This is a genomic window from Gaetbulibacter sp. M235 (genome assembly GCF_043876835.1).
Classification (GTDB): Bacteria; Bacteroidota; Bacteroidia; order Flavobacteriales; family Flavobacteriaceae; genus Yeosuana.
Map to the genome: position 1 here is coordinate 21025 of NZ_JBAWJZ010000007.1, position 19088 is coordinate 40112.

Genomic DNA, 19088 nt, shown 5'->3' on the forward strand with positions numbered 1-19088 from the left:
AACTTTTAAATTAATTATCTATTTCAGAAAAATTTTTAAATGACTTCCATTTACTAAATCAGAATGATTGATAAAAAACCCTTTATATACTTTATCGTTTAAAAGAATTTTGTCAATTTTACCATCATTGTTTCCTAATCTTTCTATCACCAATTCCTTGTTTTTGTAATATTTAGAATCTAATTGAATAGTAATTTTATCAAACATAGGTGCTGTAATCGCATATTTTGGTTCACCTGGTGCAATTGGGTAAATTCCCATCATGGAATATACCAACCAAGCTGACATAACCCCTGTATCGTCGTTTCCAGGAATTCCATCTGGAGTATTTTTAAAATATTTTTTCGCTAACTCTTTTACCAATTTCTGACTTCGCCACTCTTCACCTTTCACATAATTAAATAAATAGGGATACGCAATATCTGGTTCATTCGCCATATCAAATTGGTTAGTATCAAACACTTTTTGCAATTGCTTTTCAAACTCTTTTTGACCTCCCATTAATTTTATAAGTCCTTTTATATCATGAGGTACCATAAAGGCGTATTGCCATGCGTTACCTTCTATAAAACCAATATTTTCTTGAAAATTTGCACCCGATAAAGGGTCAAATGGTTCATAAAAACTTCCATTTTCAGTTTTTGGATGTAATAGGTTTAAATGTTTGTCGAATAATTTTTGGTATGACATTGAACGATTTTTAAATCGTATATAATCTTCATTTTTACCTAATGCCTTTGCTAAAAGTGAAATGGAATAATCTGAAACATTATACTCTTGTGTAGTAGAAACCGATCCATTATTCTTTGTAGTTAAATACCCTTTTTCAATATAATCTTTAAGTCCAGGACGCAATGGATTATTCTCTATTTGATCGGCACTTTTCAACATGGCTTCATAGGCTTTTTGCACGTCAAAATCCTGAATGCCTTTTAAATAAGCATCAGCAATAACAATACTGGCAGGATCACCAACCATGGTAAATGTTTCTGTTGAATTCAATTCCCATTTAGGCAACCAGCCATTTTCATCATACATTTCCAGCATACTTTTTATCATATTGGATTGTTGCTCTGGATATACTAATGACATTAGCTGATGTAGGTTTCTGTAGGTATCCCAAAGCGAAAAAACCGTATAACGCGTGCCTTTGGTTTTACCTGTTTTGCCTGTTTTTATTTCAGGAAATTCGCCGTTATAATCGTTTAAAGTATTTGGATGAATCAACGTATGGTACAAAGCAGTATAAAAAATGGTCTTCTCTTCATCAGTACCGCCTTCAACCTTAATTCTAGAAAGTAATTCGTTCCATTCATTATTAGTTTCTTTATAAACAGAATCAAACGATTTGCTTCCAGTTTCCTTTTCTAAATTTTCCCTAGCGTTTTCAATACTTACATACGAAATCCCAATTTTTACTTCAACCGTCTCTTCTTTGTCAAATTTATATGAGAAATAAGCACCAATACTATCACCAACCACCATTTTTGTTGCATGTTCCATGATACGGGTTTGTCCATTATATGGCATCCACTGAGCTTCTATTCCATTGTATTTAGCAGTTTTTTTCCATACACCAAAATTATCGGCAGGTTTTGAGAATTTAGCAACAAAATACACTGGATAAGCTGCTTCAGGATTATTATAACAAAACGATCCGACGGTACGCATCCCTTCAATCTCGGTTGAAGACACTATTTTTACCATAGCACCTTGCTCATTAGTTAACCCTAGACCAAGATTAAGTAAAATATTTGCTTGCCCTTTAGGGAATATAAACTTACTGACACCTACCCTTTTTGAAGTGGTAAATTCTGCCCTGATATTGTATTTGTCCATTTTAGAACTGTAATAACCTGCTTTTGCTAATTCATAGGAATAGGTAGAACCATACTTTAAATGATTGGTTTCAACATTTCCTGTTGTTGGCATTAGTAATATAACTCCTAAATCTGGGCAACCTACACCACTTAAATTTACCTGAGTAAACCCTGTTAAAAAGGTGTTTTCATGTACATACGGATTTGAAAGCCATCTACTATCTTTTTCTAATGGCAAATTTTGAGAACCAGCGACATTAAACGGACTAATACTTGCCATACCTCTTGGTGCAATTGGCCCAGGATAAGTAGCTCCAAAATTAGATGTTCCTATAAAAGGGTTTACAAAATCTACTGGCTGTTTTTGTGCGCATACCATGAGCACATCAAAAAAAACAAAAAGAATACAAACAGCTAATCTATTATTCATTTTCAAAACCTATTTTAAATTGCTTAAAGAATAAGGCACCTCTTCTGGTTTACTAGCCCAATTTTTGTTGAGTGAATCTCCCAATTGGAATTCTAATGTTCCACCGTTTTGAATGTCTTCAAACGTTAAAAAACCATTTGAATAAGGTTTCCCATTTAATGTTGCCGACTGTATATAGAAATTGTTTTTTGAATTATTTTTTGAATCTATTTCAAACGTATTGCCATTTTCTAAATGAAGTGTTGCTTTTTTAAATAAAGGACTTCCAATGACATATTGGTTTACGCCTGGTGTTACAGGATAAAAGCCCAACGAACTGAATACATACCAAGCTGAAGTTTGCCCATTATCTTCATCACCACAATAACCATCTGGTGTAGCACTATATAATTTGGTAAGTACTTCCCTTATTTTTTCTTGAGCTTTATAAGGTTTATTAGCATAGTTGTATAAATAAATCATGTGCTGGATAGGCTGGTTTCCATGAGCATAATTCCCCATATTCACCACTTGCATTTCCCTGATTTCATGAATGGTTTGCCCATAATAAGAATCATCAAACGTTGGAGGCATTTCAAATACTTCATCTAGTTTTGAAGCAAATTGTTCTTTACCTCCCATTAAGTCAATTAACCCTTGAACGTCATGAAAAACAGACCATGTATAATGTAAACTGTTTCCTTCTGTAAAGGCATCACCCCATTTTAAAGGATTGAATGGTTGTTGAAAATCATCTTCTTTGTTTTTACCCCGCATTAAGTTTACAGATGGATCAAATACATTTTTGTAGTTCAAAGACTTTTTGAAATAGGTGTCAGCAAGTTCTTCTTTTCCTAATTTTTTAGCCATTTCTGCAATAGTAAAATCGGCATATGCATATTCTAAGGTTCGAGCTACATTTTCATTAATGCCAACATTGTAAGGCACATATCCTAAACTGTTGTAATAGTTTAAACCTTCGCGACCAACAGATTTTACTGGTCGTCCTGTTTCAACCGTAGCATTTTTCAAAATAGCATCAAACAGAACATTTACGTCTTCCTCTTTAACATTGCCTTTTAAAAAGGCATCCACTATTATTGGTGCTGAGTTTGATCCAATCATACAATCTCTATGCCCGGGACTAGCCCATTCTGGAAGCCAGCCAGACTCTTTATAAGTGTTTACCAAACCTTCCATAATATGACTATTCAAATCTGGATACATCATATTAAAAAAAGGATACACAGCCCTAAAAGTGTCCCAAAAGCCATTATCTGTAAACATATAGCCTGGAAGTACATTCCCATTATACGGACTGTAATGCACTATGTTATTATTCTTGTCGAATTCATAGAATTTTCTTGGAAACAATAATACTCTGTATAAACATGAATAAAATGTTCTTATATGGTCTATATTATCATCTTCAATTTGAATTCTTTTTAATTCTTTTTCCCAAACTTGTTTTGCCTTTGTTTTAGTTTGTTCAAAAGTATCTGTGCCAATTTCTTTAGATAAATTTAATGCTGCTTGCTCTGGACTAATAAATGATGAAGCCACTTTGACGTGAACAACTTCTCCTTTTTTGGTCTTGAACCCAATAATTGCCCCTACATGATCACCTTCACTTGAGGTTGAATTCTCCATTAATTTCCAGCCATCATTCCAAGTATCAGTTATTTCAAAATCTTTATCAAATTCAGCAACAAAATAGTTGTGAAAATTATCGGGAACACCACCACTATTGTTTCTACAATAGCCAATAATTTTACGTTCTTCTGGCATAATTTTCACCATAGAACCTTTAAAAAACGCATCAAGAAGAATGTATGATATTTCAGATTCTGGAAATGTGAACTTAAATTGCGAAGCTCTTTCTGTTGGAACAACCTCAGCTGTCACGTCATAATCAGCCAAATATACTGAGTAATGATACGGTTTTACAATTTCAGCTTTATGGGAAAACCACGATTCACGTTCGTCTTCTTGAAATTTCAAATCCCCCGTAACTGCCATTAACGAAAACGCAGCGTAGTCATTTATCCAAGGACTGGGTTGGTGTGTTTGCTTAATACCTCTAATTTTATTTGAATCGTATTTGTAGGTCCAGCCATCTCCCATTTTAGACGTCATCGGTGTCCAAAAATTCATGCCCCAAGGCGTTGCAATAACAGGATATGTATTTCCATTGGAAAGTGTATAATTGGAATCGGTTCCCATTAAAGGGTTAACAAAATCAACTAAATCATTGTTTTGCACCATGCCCACCTCTTTGGGCCTTTCTTTTACTTGATTGCATGACATATTAACTAATGCCATAAAACACACTAATAATTTAATTTTGTTGTCTAATCTTTTCATTTAATTACTTTCTATTACTTGTCCTTTTTCTCTGTATAAATCAACTTCACCCTCCAATTGCATGGCAATAACCGTAACATCTTGATCTTGCAACTCATCTGGTAAATCTATGTATAATAACCCAGGCACATCACTCCAATATTGTTTTCCAACGACATTGGTTTTTAATTTTGTACCATTGCCAACTACCCAAACCCTATTTACTTTATTCTTTAAACCTTTTATTAATAAAGGCCCATTTGGTTTATTATCGATATACAAATACAAAATCGTTCTATCTTTAGACAGAGCCGTGTAGCCATTAAAATGTCCAAAAGGAATTCCAGCCCTAGTACCATAAATAGCACTTTTGTGTTTACTGGTCCATCTGCCAAGTCCTTTTAAAATATCTATTTGTTCTTGTGGAATCGTACCATCTGGTTTTGGACCAATATCTAAAAGTAAATTACCTCCCATACTTATGCAGTCGACAAGAATACGAATAATTTGATTGACTGATTTGTAATTTGTATCGTTAGGTTGATAACCCCAGGAATTATTCATGGTCATGCACAACTCCCAGTACTCGCTATCTGGTTTAGTGATGGGAATTCCTTGTTCAGGCGTAGCATAATCGCCATAGCCTTGCAATCTTGAGTTGATGACGGTTGTTGGTGTTTTTTCTAATAGTAAATCACGGATTTCTTTAGCCTTCCATTTTTCTGCAGATTGCTCCCAATCACCATCAAACCAATATAAATCTGGGTTAAACCTTGTTAACTCTTCTATTTGCCCAAAATTGAATCTAGTAAATTTAGCCCATCGTTCAGCATCATCGGTATATCTTTTTTTATCTCTTAAAAAATTAGGGTAATCTGGATAAGACCAATCGAGCAACGAATAATATAAACCAATTTTTAAACTTTCTTTTCGAGCAGCTTTTACAAATGGTGTTATTACATCTCTTTTTGCAGGTGTTTTATCAATCACATTTAAGTCACTATATTTTGTGTTCCAAAGTGCAACACCATCATGATGCTTTGATGTTATTACAGTATATTTTGCACCACTTTCCTTGATGAGTTTTGCCCAATATTCAGGGTTATAGTTTTTAGCGGTAAACCCATCTAATTGTTTCATATAATCATCATATGAAATGTAATTATTATGAAAAGACCATGATTCGTCTATACCGTTTACAGCATAAATTCCCCAATGAATAAATATGCCCAATTTTGCATCTTTAAACCATGCCAATCGCTCTTCTTTAAGTAATTCATTTTCTTGTCCTACAACAAATTGATTCATTGTTATTGAACATAGAACCAATATAATCTTTAAACATTTCATCTTTTAATTGACTAAAATTTCATCAACAAACAACCACGCGTTGTCACCTATCGGAGTTGTTTTTAAATTTGTTGCTATTACTTTTACAAATTTTGCCTTTACAGGTTTAAAATTAATTTTAAAATCTTTTAACTCAGCGTTTGGATTGATTTCAAGTGGACAATCTACATTTCCAACTTCTTTATAAGCAGATCCGTCTTCGGAAACATACACCTTTATAGCCGTAGGGAAATAAATGCCGTATCCCTGACTTTCTATGGAACCAACTGTTACTTGTTGTATGGTTTGTTTTTCATCTAGATCTATAATAACTCCCATGTCATCAACCAACCACGCTTGCCACTGACCATCATGTGTGTTTTTGGTTCCTCTAATTGTATTTACCATTCCAAAGTCTCCTGCTCCTTTATAAGAATCATTGTATGGAGTTAAATACTCAACTTTGTGTGCTACCGCATTATGAAATTTAATGGTATCTGTAAAAACCTTACCAACTGGTTTATTGTTTTTAAACAATGAAGCTTTTACAATAGTTGTTTCATTAAGTTTTATTGAATCTGTGTATTTTGTAGCGGTTTCATCAATTGGTTTATCACCTAAAACATAACGAATATCTGAGTTTGGAAATTCGTTTTTTAAAGATATATAAATTGCTTTCTTATCTAAATCAACAGTGACTTTAGAAGTTATCAAATAAGCACTTTTTGCATAGTTTGTCCCCAAATAATCATAGCGTTTGAATATGGTTTCTAGTCGAGATGAAAAATCATTCCAATCACGTGATCCTTTTGGACTCCATAAAGCTTCTGCCATGGCAGCTAATCTTGGAAAAATCATATATTCAGACTGTTCTGTTGTTGGAATGTATTCAGACCAAAGATTGGCTTGACCACCTAATACATGCTTGGCTTCTTCAGGTGACATAGTCTCTACAACAGGGTCAAATTGATAAACTTTGCTTATTGGTAAATAACCTCCAATGGATAAAGGTTCTTCATTTTCTGGGCCTTGACAATGATCAAAATAACAGTGTGTTCCAGGTGTCATAATTACATCATGCCCTTGTTCTGCAGCTTCAATTCCTCCTTTTGTGCCTCTCCAACTCATTACCGTTGCTTGGGGTGCTAAACCGCCTTCTAATATTTCATCCCAACCTATTATTTTTTTACCTTTTGAATTAACAAAATTCTCTATCCTTTTTATAAAATAGCTTTGCAATTCATGCTCATCTTTAAGACCTTCCTCTTTTATTCTTTTTTGACAATTAGGGCAAATTTCCCAATGAGGTTTTATGGCTTCATCACCACCTATATGAATATACTTTGATGGGAACAATGGTAAAACTTCACTTAAAACATCTTCTAAAAATGTGAATGTATCTTCCTTTCCAGCACAATAAATATCTTTGAATACACCCCATGATTCTTGAACAACTTTTACCTGACCTTTTTCTTGGAGTTCTTTTGAAGTTTTAGACATCATATTGTGTGGAACAGTGGTTGGTTCCTCTGGAAAACAACTTAAATAAGGATAGGCAGCAATGGCTGCGCTACTGTGACCTGGTAATTCAATTTCTGGAATAATTGTAACATTCCTTTTTGTAGCATAAACAACGATGTCTTTAATTTCTTCTTGAGTATAGTATCCTTCTTCAATTTTGTTGTTATTTTCAGTTCCTGGAAAATGCCCTACAATCGTTCCATTTCTGTAAGCACCTACTTCTGTTAATTTGGGATATTTCTTAATTTCAATACGCCAGCCTTGATCGTCTACCAAATGCAAATGCAACACATTCATTTTAAGCATTGCTAAACGATCAATGGTCTTCTTAACATAATCAACATTGAAAAAATGACGTGATACATCCAGCATCAAGCCTCTATATTGAAAACGTGGCTGATCTTTAATTACAAGTGTAGGAATAACCCATTCTATATTTGAAACAATAATTTCACTTTCAATAGCTGCAGGAAGTAATTGCCTGATGGTTTCTAAACCATAAATAAACCCTGCATTATCTTTGGCAGTAATGGTAATATTATCGTTGTTTACTGTTAATTGATAAGCCTCATCTTTTAAAGTATCATCAACATTAAATTGTACATAATTGCTTTTTGGAGCTACATCTGAAATTTCAGGCTTCCAACCTGCAGCCATTTCAAACTTATTAATCAATGCTTTAGAAATTTCCTTTTGAAAGTCATTAGCAACTACAAATTTGGTGTTTTCTGAAAACTCAAAACTCCCTTCTGAAAGTTGTAATTCTGCTGGTTTAGGGATTATTTGAATATCCTTTTCTGTAAACACTTTTTGTTTTGCGCAGGAATAAAAGATTGTGATTAAAATTGCAATTAAAAGTTGATGTACTATTTTCATATTATGGGTTTAAAATTGATGTTATTTTCGTTTAGTATACTATATTTTAATTCTTGATAAGCAGTTTTTCATTACTCAAAAAGCTAAAAAGGTTTCTAATTATCCCAAGACATTTTAAATTGTGCATCTTCCATTCTATTCCCTTTATCTTCGTCATAAACGGCATAATTAAAACCAGATCGTAAACTGTATCCTGCATGCTCGCCTTTTTTATTTAAAGCAATAAAACCAACTTGTAAATACGCCATGTCTTTATGGTTTTTGTGTTTATCATAAATACGTTCCACCACTTCTTTACATGCTTCAAAAGGTGTTCTTCCATGGCGCATTAATTCAACCACCATAGCACTTCCTGCTGTCCTCATTACCGCTTCACCTAAACCGGTAGCAGCAGCTCCACCTACTTCGTTATCTAAAAATAATCCGGCACCTATAATAGGAGAATCACCTACTCGTCCATGCATTTTCCATGCAGCACCACTAGTAGTACACCCTCCAGAAATATTCCCATTTTCATCAATTACCAACATACTAATGGTATCATGATTTTCAATGTTTATGACTGGTTTATATTTTGACTCTTTTAACCATTTCTTCCACTCTGCTTCAGATTCTGGAGTTAATAAATTTTCTTTTTTAAAACCTTCTTCCAATGCAAATTGTAATGCTCCTTCTCCAGATAACATAACATGGGGCGTGTTCTCTAAAACTCGTTTTGCTACTGAAATAGGATGCTTAATGCCTTCTAAAAAACTAACAGAGCCACAATCACTATTGTGATCCATAATACAAGCATCTAAAGTCACTTTGCCTTCTCTATCAGGTAATCCACCATAACCAACACTTCGTACTTTTGGATCGCCTTCCGGAATCTTCATGCCAGCCTCTATTGCATCTAAAGTTCGTTTTCCGTTTTTAAGTTGTTTCCAGGTTTCTTCGTTGGCCGGTAAGCCATGATTCCATGTAGAAATTATTAATGGTTTTTTTTGCGATAGTAATACAGCAGAAGGTTTTTCTAACTTATTTTCTGTAACATCTTTACAGCTTAATAGCGTGCTCACTCCAATGGTTCCTAGAGCGGTTGTTTTTATAAAATCTCTTCTGTTTGACATAGAATTGTTTTTAATTATAGATTTTTGAGGATAGAGCCATATCGGCTTTTTTGTTTTTATTTGGAGTATTTCCCATGGTAAAAACCAATTCCCCTCCTTGTTGAATTTCTTTGTGTGTGATATAATTTTTATCAATTTGTTTTCCATTTAAGCTAACAGATTGTATATAGAAATTGTCATCACTGTTGTTAATTGATTTAATCACAAACGTTTTTCCGTTTTCTAAATTAATGGTTGCTTCATCAAACAAAGGCGACCCAAAAGCATACACGCCTTGCGCTGGATTTACAGGATAAAACCCTAAGGAACTCATTATATACCAAGATGACATTTGCCCGCAATCTTCATTACCACAATGTCCTTTGGGCTCATTTTTATATTGGGTATTTAAAATTTCCCTGACCAATTTTTGGGTTTTCCACGATTTCTTAATATAGTCATATAGATAGGCTACATGGTGGCTTGGTTCATTTCCATGAGCATATTGACCAATCATTCCTGTACTAAAAATAGGTAATTTGTCTTCTGGAGATGGATTTAAGGTAAACATAGAATCCAACTTTTTTTCAAAAGCCTCATTGCTTCCAACCACTTGGATTAAGCCTTCAATATTTTGAGGAACTGACCAAAAGTATTGCCATGCATTACTTTCACAGAAATAAGGCGTATATTCTTTTGGGATAAATTCCTTTATAAAATTGCCATTTTCAAGTTTTGGTCTCATAAATGTACTTTTTGAATCATAGACATGTCTCCAGTTTTCAGAACGATTTAAAAAGTATGTATAATCATCTGTTTTATTCAATGCTTTTGCAAATTGAGCGACACACCAATCATCATAAGCATATTCAAGTGTTTTTGAAACCGACCAGTTTTCATTGTCATCATCAGCAGGAACATAGCCTAAGGTTTTATAAGTACATAACTGTCTGGAATCAACCATAGAGCTTTCTTTGCAAGCCTTGTACGCTAACTCAACATCAAACTTTTTAATACCTTTAAAATAAGCATCCACAATCACCGGAATGGCATGATTGCCAATCATCATATTGGTTTCATTTCCTTGCATAGACCAAACTGGTAATAACCCTGTTTCTTTATAATGTGCCAATAACGAATTTATCATATCCGATACGCACTTTGGATGTAAAATTGTATACAATGGATGCGCAGCGCGATACGTGTCCCACAATGAAAATGTATCGTATCTATCAAAACCATCAGCTTTCATAATGCTATCATTTGCTCCTTTGTATTCGCTATTATAATCACTTAATAATGTAGGCGCCAACATAGATTGATACAGCATGGTATAGAAGATGGTCTTTTGATTTTCATTCGATGATTTAATCGTTATTTTTTGGAGTTGTTTTTCCCAAATACTACTTGCTTTTTCCTTGTAATTTTCAAAATTAAAATCGGGAGCCTCAACTTCTAACGATTTATAAGCTCCTTTTATAGATGCTGTGGAAAGACCCGTTTTTAAAATAATGACCTCATCATCTGAAGTATTATAATTTAAAATGATCTTTGTGTTTTTGGCTTCAACTGGATTTGTTGCAATAGTATCATTTTTATAAATCTGGTACGATTTAAAAGGTTTTGATAATTTGATTGCAAAATAAATACGTTGATCTTTTGCCCAACCTGTAGATTTTCTGTAACCTTCTATAGTTGTACTATCAACCACATGAATATATGTATCTGTTGGTGCATCCCAATTTAAGGCATAGCCCAAATCGATATGAATTTGTGACAAGCTATCTTTTGGAAACGTGTATTTATGAATACCTGTTCTTGCCGTAGTAGTAAGTTCTGCTTTAATTCCATAATCTAATAAGTCCACTTGATAATATCCTGGTGAAGCCTTTTCTTTATCATGAGAAAATTTAGAAAATGGTTCAAAATTATTGTCTTTAATTCTTTCAGAAAACCTACTATTAGTTGGCATGACTAAAATATCATATAAATCGCCTGCACCAGTCCCTGATAAATGGGTATGTGAAAATCCGGAAATAATAGAGTCTTGGTAAAAATAGCCTGCGATTCTGTCCCAGCCAAGAATACCAATATCTGGGCTTAATTGTACCATTCCAAAAGGAACCGTTGCCCCAGGATAGGTGTTCCCGGGACCATCTGTTCCAATAAATGGATTTACGTAATGGGTTAGATTAATTGGGTTTGCATCTTTAGAATGCTCGCAATTAAATAATAGCAAAGCAAAAACTAAAAATATAAAACCATGTTTACCCATTACTTATCCTTTATTTCAAACTAGCTTTCGTTTCTTTAATGGTTTTTAAGTTCTCTTCAGTTAAGGCTGGTCCATCAAAAAAAGTAATGCCTTTTGCCCCATTTTCTTTGGCTAACACAATAGCTTCTTTTAACTCTTCTTCCGACTTAAATGCAGGCATATAGATTCCCGTATTAATTTTTGTTCGTTTGCCTTCTAAATCTTTTACTCCTTGTTTGGTTGCATACCCAATCCAGTCAACTTCTTCATTGTAAAACCCATGATAAATCATAGGATATACTTCATCAATATCCCATTTATCCCAACGTTGTCTCACCATATGATCGGCCATTTCTGGGTATGGGAATACAGCTGCCGTTAAATTTTTGTTATACTTATGTACAATCTTGTACGCATCATCAACAATAGCTTTGACTGCATTTAATCTGAAGTTTTTCCACTCCATATCTATCACTGTATTCTTGCTCTCTCTAGGGTTTTTATGATGTATTTTTTCAAAAGCTTTAATACATTCATCACAATAGCAGAAATCAAATTCTCCCATTTCTGTATCTTGAACAAGATTATATTTTGGAAGCAATCCAATTGGTAAAAAGATATCTGAAAAACGAATGTAATCTAAGTGGACACTTTCAATACCATCAATTTTTGCTAAGCCTTCAACCAAACTTAACACATGGTTTCTAGAGGCTTCTCTAGTTGGACACAACCATTGGTAATAATCTACATACGGACGAGTATCATAACACGATTTTCCTTCTCTACTAACGGCGTACCATTCTGGGTGTTGGAGTGCTACAGAATCTCCAGGACGATTCATCGCCATAATCCAAGCATGTACTTTTAAGCCTTCTTTTGTTGCTATAGGAACTAATCTTTTTAATAACTCAGGGTCTGTACCAGTGTTTATTAAAACCTCATCAATCCCTGCGCTTTTATATTTTTTAAATTCTTTAGTATAGTCTTCATTAGGCTTTTTTTCATTTGCGCTAACCCATACACCAAATTCAAATGGTGTCTTCTCAATTATAGCTTCAGATATAGCAGTGTTTTCAATTTTATTTTCTTTGTTAGCACAAGACATTGTTATTAAGGTTAATGCTAAAACGATACGTTTTGATACTTTCACTACTTGCTTATTTTGAAATAATTTTCCCATTTTCTTTAATTATTAAGGTTTTATTTGAAAAAGGACTCTTTATTGAAATATTGAATCCGGTTGAATGATTTTCTATTACAGGTTTTAATGTTTTATTATCAATAGATATGTTTTCTTTCGAAATACTATCTAATGAGGTTGCCCAAGCTTTGTGCTTATTATAATAGGCTTTTTGGGCTCTGTACAAGCTGTATAATTCCCACTTAACTTTGTCGTCTTGTGGAATTGAAAAGACATCTTTTGAACCAACTGCTTTTGAAGAGAAATACACATAGCCCCATTTTTCCGGTTCGTGCATATTAATGACGCCCATTGGTGACCAAACCCAATTATACTCTGGAAGGAATTTCCCTTTTTCGTCTTTTTTGCGCGTATATTTTCCGTTTGTTATGTCATGTTGCCAGTTTACTCTTGAGAAATCCACTCTCCAAAAATGGTCTCTTGGAACATTATCTTGATAATACGATGTTTTGTAAGCTGCCCAAGGAATTGCTAATTCTAACTGCCATCCTTCATCTGTATCTGATGGGTTATTGATAGTTCCGTTTACTTTAATAGCCGATTTTAATCCGGTTAATGTCCAATCATTTAAAACAACATTCCCCTCTTCTCTATATGGCTTGTTTATAAACAAATCCCAAACAGTATTTAACGCGTTCATTTCTAATTCGTAATAATTATAGGTATCTCCATCTGGATCTACAAATACTTCGAAATCATTATTATAAAAAATAATCGTATCACGCTCCTTTAAAGTAGCCCAAACATGAGGCTCTTCTAATTTTGCCAGGATGTAAAAGTATGTCTCATCCCATAACATTTTTACTTGTGTTTTGTATTTTGGTTTTTTAACTCCTTCAATATCAATAAAAGCATCTGACCATTGTGATTTTTCCCAAGACCTTTCAGAATCATCACCATCAACAATTATTTTTTCTGAGGTTTTATATGCAACATATGTTTGTGGTGTGATGTCCTTGTTTGATTGTGCACAACCAAACAAGGATATTAAATTTACTGCTATTAATACTGTCTTAAACTTGTTTTGCATATTTAATTATAAACTGTTATTCTTTGTAAATTCAATGACTTCACTTAATTTTCCAAAAGCCATAGCAACAACTGTATCTGCTGCTCCATAGTAAATAGTTAATTTGTCTTCTTTTATATCGTGCAAGGCTGCACATGGAAATACCACATTAGGAACGTCTCCATTTTGCTCATAAGAAACCGCAGGCCCAAGTAAATAAGGTTGCGTTCTATACTTTACTTTATCTGGCTCATTTTCGTCTAAAATGGCAGCACCCATTGCATAACGGAATCCGTTACAAGTAGTGATAACACCATGGTATAGCATCAACCAACCGTCATCAGTAAGAATTGGGATAGGGCCCGCTCCTATTTTGGTACATTGCCATGCACTATCTTCAAAAGGAGCAGCTTTCATAACGCAGCGATGTTCTCCCCAATATTTCATATCTGGGCTATAGCTTATGTAAATATCACCAAATGGCGTATGTCCATTGTCACTTGGTCGGCTTAACATGGCGTATTTCCCATTTATTTTCTGTGGAAACAAGACCCCATTTCTATTGAAGGGCAAAAAAGCATTTTCGCATTGATAAAATTCTTTGAAATCGAACGTGTAACCTATACCTATTGTTGGGCCGTTATAGCCGTTACACCAAGTAATCCAATAACGATCTTCAATAAAAACAACCCGCGGATCGTATTTATAATTAGACTCTATCATATCTGTATTACCAGCTTGCATGACAATAGGCTCATGGTTAATATCCCAATCAATCCCATTTTTGCTGAAACCTGCAAAAATATTCATCTGTACAGCTTTGTTATCGCACCTAAAAACACCTGCAAAACCATCGCCAAATGGTACTACTGCACTGTTAAAAATACTATTAGATGATGGTATTGCATACCTGTCTATAATAGGGTTTTTTGAATACCTCCATATAACATCATTGCAGTTTTCAGGTTTATCTTGCCAAGGAATATTACTCACTTTTATTATTTTTTATTATTTAACTTTTTTGATTTTCTTCTATATAAAATTATGACATTCTTATTAATCAGAAAGTCTTCTGACTTTATCTAACCATGTATATTTTAAGATGATTGAAGTGACTATAAAAACAAGCAATGAAACTATTGTTTTTGGATAATCTCTAATCAAAAGAAATATAGGCAGTACAATCATACTAGATTGCCATACTATCCCAATAGCACAGTTTACCATATCACTTCTAAAATCATTATTTTTTGCAAAAGATTCATCTTCACTTTTTAATGCACAGTAAACTGGGTTCCACCAACCCCAAGGCCGTACATTACCATAAAAAGATTTCAGCACATCCATATCTGTTGCTGGTGTTAAAAGCGTTCCTAAAAGGCATCCTACAATTGAAAACCCAAATATTACCGGAAACAAATAGATGGCTTGCAATTCTGATAAATTATATAATAGTGTTCCTTCCATAAAATTTCCTTTATTTTGAGCCAACACAAACTGTAATGATGCAACCACAAGACCTGTAAGCATGCCCCAAAAATAGCCCCAGCCATTAAAACGCCACCAAACCCATTTCAAGAAATTGGCTGCTACATATCCTCCATAAAGCGCACTTGTAATCCAAAGCGTTAAAGAATTAATGGAATCTGCAAAAAAGCCCATGAACACCCCTAAACCAACTACTATAAATGATGCAATATGACTTATTCTAATGTAATGCTCGTTAGTAGCTTTTGGTTTAAAATACTTTTTATAAATATCATTAACTATATAAGCAGGTCCAGCATTTACAAATGCTGAAAACGTAGACATAAAAGCAGCTAATAATCCCGCAAGCAATAATCCTTTTATCCCAACCGGAACATGAAAATTAATAACAGTAGGAAGTAAAATTTCTAAATCATTCTCTGATAAGGATGGGCTAATGCTCATTTGAGGAGCTAAGGTTATTAATGCAATAACAACAATACCTCCAATTAATAAATACCTTGGAATAAATAAGATTAAATTGGTAAATCCACTCATATAAGCTGCTTCTTTAACAGATTTTGTTGAAAGAATCCGTTGTAAATCATAACTTGGTGTAGGACCTGCAATACTGGCAAAAAAACCTTTGAACAATGACATTCCTACTAAAGCTCCAAACATTTTATATCCTTCAGAATCAATTAAATTATTAAAAGCTTGGTATTTTGAACTCCAATGCGAATCGAGTTCCCAACCAAAAAGTATATTCCTCCATTCCTCAGAAATCACTGAATTTATTTGAATATCTGTATAATGTATTAGAGTATAACCTGCAACAAGTAGCCCTGCTATAACCATAATACCATATTGCAAGACTTCGGTTGCCACCACAGAGAACATGCCTCCTTTAACTGTATAAACAGTGGTTAAAAATATAATGATTAAAGCATATGATTGCTCTGAATTAAGTAAAACGATGTTACTTAAATGCAGTGTTAAATCCCAAGGTAAAATAACGGTCATAAATTTACCTATTCCTTCAAAAAAATAAGCGATGAACCCTATGGCAGAAACAATGGCAAAAATGGCTACTATAATATGAGATGCTCTACCTGCTTTATCATTGCCAAAGCGCGTTAAAATCCATTCAGAACCAGTCATCACTTTAGATCGTCTTATCCAAACAGCTAAGAACATCATAACGAAAATTTGGTTCCAAATAGGCCAAAGCCACATAAACATGAAACTCTTTACGCCATACAAGAATAAAATACCAACCATCCAAGCCGTACCAGATATGTCAAACATACCAGAGCCATTACTTAAACCTAAATAATACCATTTAATGGATTTTCCGCCAAGAAAATATTCGTCTAATCCTTTTGAAGCTTTTTTAGAAATCCAAACGCCAACACCTATAGTTAATAGGACATAAGATATTATGATGATTAAATCTATTATATCCATTACTCTTGGTTACTTTTAATTATAATACCCCAATTCTTATTTGGTTTAGGACTCATAACAAAATGTAGAACACCTCCTTGAATTATTTGTTCATGGGAAATTGAAGTTTTGTTGAATTCTTTGCCGTTAAGGGTTGCTGCTTTTATGTAAATGTTTTTGTCTGAAACGTTTTCAGCTTCAATAACAAATGTTTTTCCGTTTGGAAGATTAATGGTTGACTTTTCAAAAATTGGACTTCCAATTTCATATTCACCCGACGCAGGATTCATAGGGTATAATCCTAATGAACTAAACACGTACCAAGCAGACATTTGTCCACAATCTTCATTACCGCTTAAACCATTGGGCGTGGTGTTGTATTGAGTATCTAAAATATAACGCACCCAATGTTGTGTTAACCATGGTTTATTGGCATGGTTGAACATATAAGCAATATGGTGACTAGGTTCATTGCCATGAGCGTATTGCCCAATTAATCCCGAAATATCAGCCGATACATTATCTCCTGTAATCTCAGAACTTTCTGTAAACAATTGCTCTAAGCGGTTAGTAAAAATATCATTACCACCATGCAACAAAACTAGATTTTCAACATTGTGAGGTACAAACCAACTGTGTTGCCATGCATTGCCTTCGGTATAATCGGTATGTTCTCTGTGATTGGAATGTTTAGGATCAAAAGGCTCATTCCATGATTTACCATCATCAGATTTGCCACGCATAAATCCTGTTTCAGTATCAAATAAATATTGATATGCTTTAGAGCGATTTAGAAAATAGTTGTAATCATCATCTTTCCCTAAAGCTTTAGCCATTTGGGCTACGCACCAATCATCAAACGCATATTCTAAAGTAATGGTAACTGATTCATCCAATAAATTATAAGGAACATATCCATACTTTTTATAAAGATTCAATCCACGTTCATCCTGCATCATGGTTGTTTCCATGGCTTCATATGCTTTTTCAGCGTCAAACCCTTTAATTCCCTTTTTAAAAGCATCTACAATAACAGGAATAGAATGATAGCCTGTCATGGTATTGGTTTCGTTAGCATAAAGTGTCCAAACCGGCAAAATCTTTTTTGTACTGTAATAGGCCAACATTGAGTTAATAATATCTGATGTTTTATCTGGTGCAATTAAGGTTAACAAAGGATTTTCTGCTCTAAATGTATCCCATAGTGATAAAGTAGAATATGCTGTGTAATTTGTGGCTGTTACAATACTATCATTCTCTTTTCTAAACTGTCCGTTTTTATCACTAAAGGTAACCGGAGCTAATTGTGCGTGATACAAGGCGGTATAAAAGATTGTTTTAAGAGAATCAACTGGCGTTTCAACTGTTATTTTAGATAAGGCCAAATCCCATGTGTTTTCAGCTTCAGCTTTTGCTTGTTCAAAATTAAAATCTCCAGAATCTAAATTTTCTTTTGCGTTGTCAACACTAACAGATGATACCGCTACTTTTGCAAGTAATTCGTTGCTGCCTTCGGCATTAAAAAATAATTGTGCCTTGGTTCTTTCTCCATCTACAGATTTCCCATCAATAATATCTTGATTGGCCACTAATATATATTTTGTAATAGGTTTAGAAAATTTAGCAACAAAAAATACTTTTTGGTTTTTTGCCCATCCTGTACTAAAACGATAACCACTAATCGTGTACTCATCTTCAACAGTAATTGACGTTTTTAAGGATTTGTCCCAATTGATCGCAAAACCAAGATCTACAACTACAGATTGTTTATCTTCTTGAGTGAAAGTATATTTATGATATGCCGTTCTTAAAGAAGACGTCAATTCCACATTCACTTTTGGATCTTCAAGAAATACCTGATAGTAACCAGGACTTACTTTTTCATTAGAATGACTGTAAGATGATTTATAAGGAAGCGAATCTCTAAATCTTGTATTTATAGTTAAATTAACAGGCTTATTTACAGGCATAAATAATATATCGGCTAAGTCACCTATACCTGTACCGCTTAAATGCAAATGACTAAAGCCAACTATTATAGAATCTGAATAATGATATCCAGAACACCAGTCCCAATTTGAAATTCCGTTATCTGGACTAACTTGTAGCATTCCAAAAGGAACGGTTGCACCTGTGTAGGTATGCCCATGACCTCCTGTTCCTATAAACGCATCTACAAATTTTGTGACTGATGCTGTATGTTGAATATTTTCATTAGTACGTTCTTTGCAGCTAGAAAGTAAAACCATTAATAAAACAAAGAGGGTAAAGTTTTTCATAGACTATAATTTAACTTTAAATTTTCACTAATTTTACTATTTA

At 33.9% G+C, this 19088-nt stretch carries 11 protein-coding genes; all 11 read right to left on the reverse strand.

Features of this window, described 5'->3' with window-relative positions:
- Positions 1–18: 18 nt before the first annotated feature.
- The 11 genes from V8G69_RS11905 to V8G69_RS11955 all read right to left on the reverse strand — a co-directional run bounded on the left by V8G69_RS11905 (position 19) and on the right by V8G69_RS11955 (position 19045).
- Positions 19–2250 (reverse strand): GH92 family glycosyl hydrolase, encoded by a 2232-nt coding sequence (locus tag V8G69_RS11905; RefSeq protein WP_394882174.1) that lies wholly within the window; start codon positions 2248–2250, stop codon positions 19–21.
- A gap of 9 nt (positions 2251–2259) precedes the next feature.
- Entirely contained in the window at positions 2260–4593 is a 2334-nt protein-coding gene (locus V8G69_RS11910) for a GH92 family glycosyl hydrolase (protein WP_394882175.1), read from the reverse strand.
- Positions 4594–5880 (reverse strand): alpha-L-fucosidase, encoded by a 1287-nt coding sequence (locus V8G69_RS11915; protein ID WP_394882176.1) that lies wholly within the window; start codon positions 5878–5880, stop codon positions 4594–4596.
- Positions 5881–5925: 45 nt separating this feature from the next.
- Positions 5926–8298, reverse strand: coding sequence for a family 20 glycosylhydrolase (locus tag V8G69_RS11920; RefSeq protein ID WP_394882177.1), 2373 nt, complete (start codon positions 8296–8298; stop codon positions 5926–5928).
- A 95-nt stretch (positions 8299–8393) separates the two neighbouring features.
- Positions 8394–9410, reverse strand: coding sequence for a N(4)-(beta-N-acetylglucosaminyl)-L-asparaginase (locus V8G69_RS11925; protein WP_394882179.1), 1017 nt, complete (start codon positions 9408–9410; stop codon positions 8394–8396).
- Between the two features lie 10 nt (positions 9411–9420).
- Positions 9421–11664: a GH92 family glycosyl hydrolase gene (locus V8G69_RS11930; protein ID WP_394882180.1), complete on the reverse strand. Its 2244-nt coding sequence runs from the start codon at positions 11662–11664 to the stop codon at positions 9421–9423.
- Between the two features lie 10 nt (positions 11665–11674).
- Positions 11675–12823, reverse strand: a complete 1149-nt coding sequence (locus tag V8G69_RS11935; RefSeq protein ID WP_394882181.1) for a putative glycoside hydrolase — start codon at positions 12821–12823, stop codon at positions 11675–11677.
- A complete protein-coding gene (locus V8G69_RS11940; protein WP_394882182.1) occupies positions 12801–13874 on the reverse strand; it encodes a carbohydrate-binding family 9-like protein in 1074 nt (357 codons plus the stop codon). Before V8G69_RS11940 ends, V8G69_RS11935 begins: the two co-directional genes overlap by 23 nt.
- A gap of 6 nt (positions 13875–13880) precedes the next feature.
- Positions 13881–14846 (reverse strand): glycosidase, encoded by a 966-nt coding sequence (locus V8G69_RS11945; RefSeq protein WP_394882183.1) that lies wholly within the window; start codon positions 14844–14846, stop codon positions 13881–13883.
- Positions 14847–14909: 63 nt separating this feature from the next.
- A complete protein-coding gene (locus V8G69_RS11950; protein ID WP_394882184.1) occupies positions 14910–16787 on the reverse strand; it encodes a sodium:solute symporter family protein in 1878 nt (625 codons plus the stop codon).
- Positions 16787–19045 carry a GH92 family glycosyl hydrolase gene (locus V8G69_RS11955; RefSeq protein WP_394882185.1) on the reverse strand — a complete coding sequence of 753 codons (2259 nt, stop codon included), beginning with the start codon at positions 19043–19045 and terminating at the stop codon, positions 16787–16789. The genes V8G69_RS11950 and V8G69_RS11955 overlap by 1 nt, the downstream gene beginning before the upstream one ends.
- Between the last annotated feature and the right edge of the window lie 43 nt (positions 19046–19088).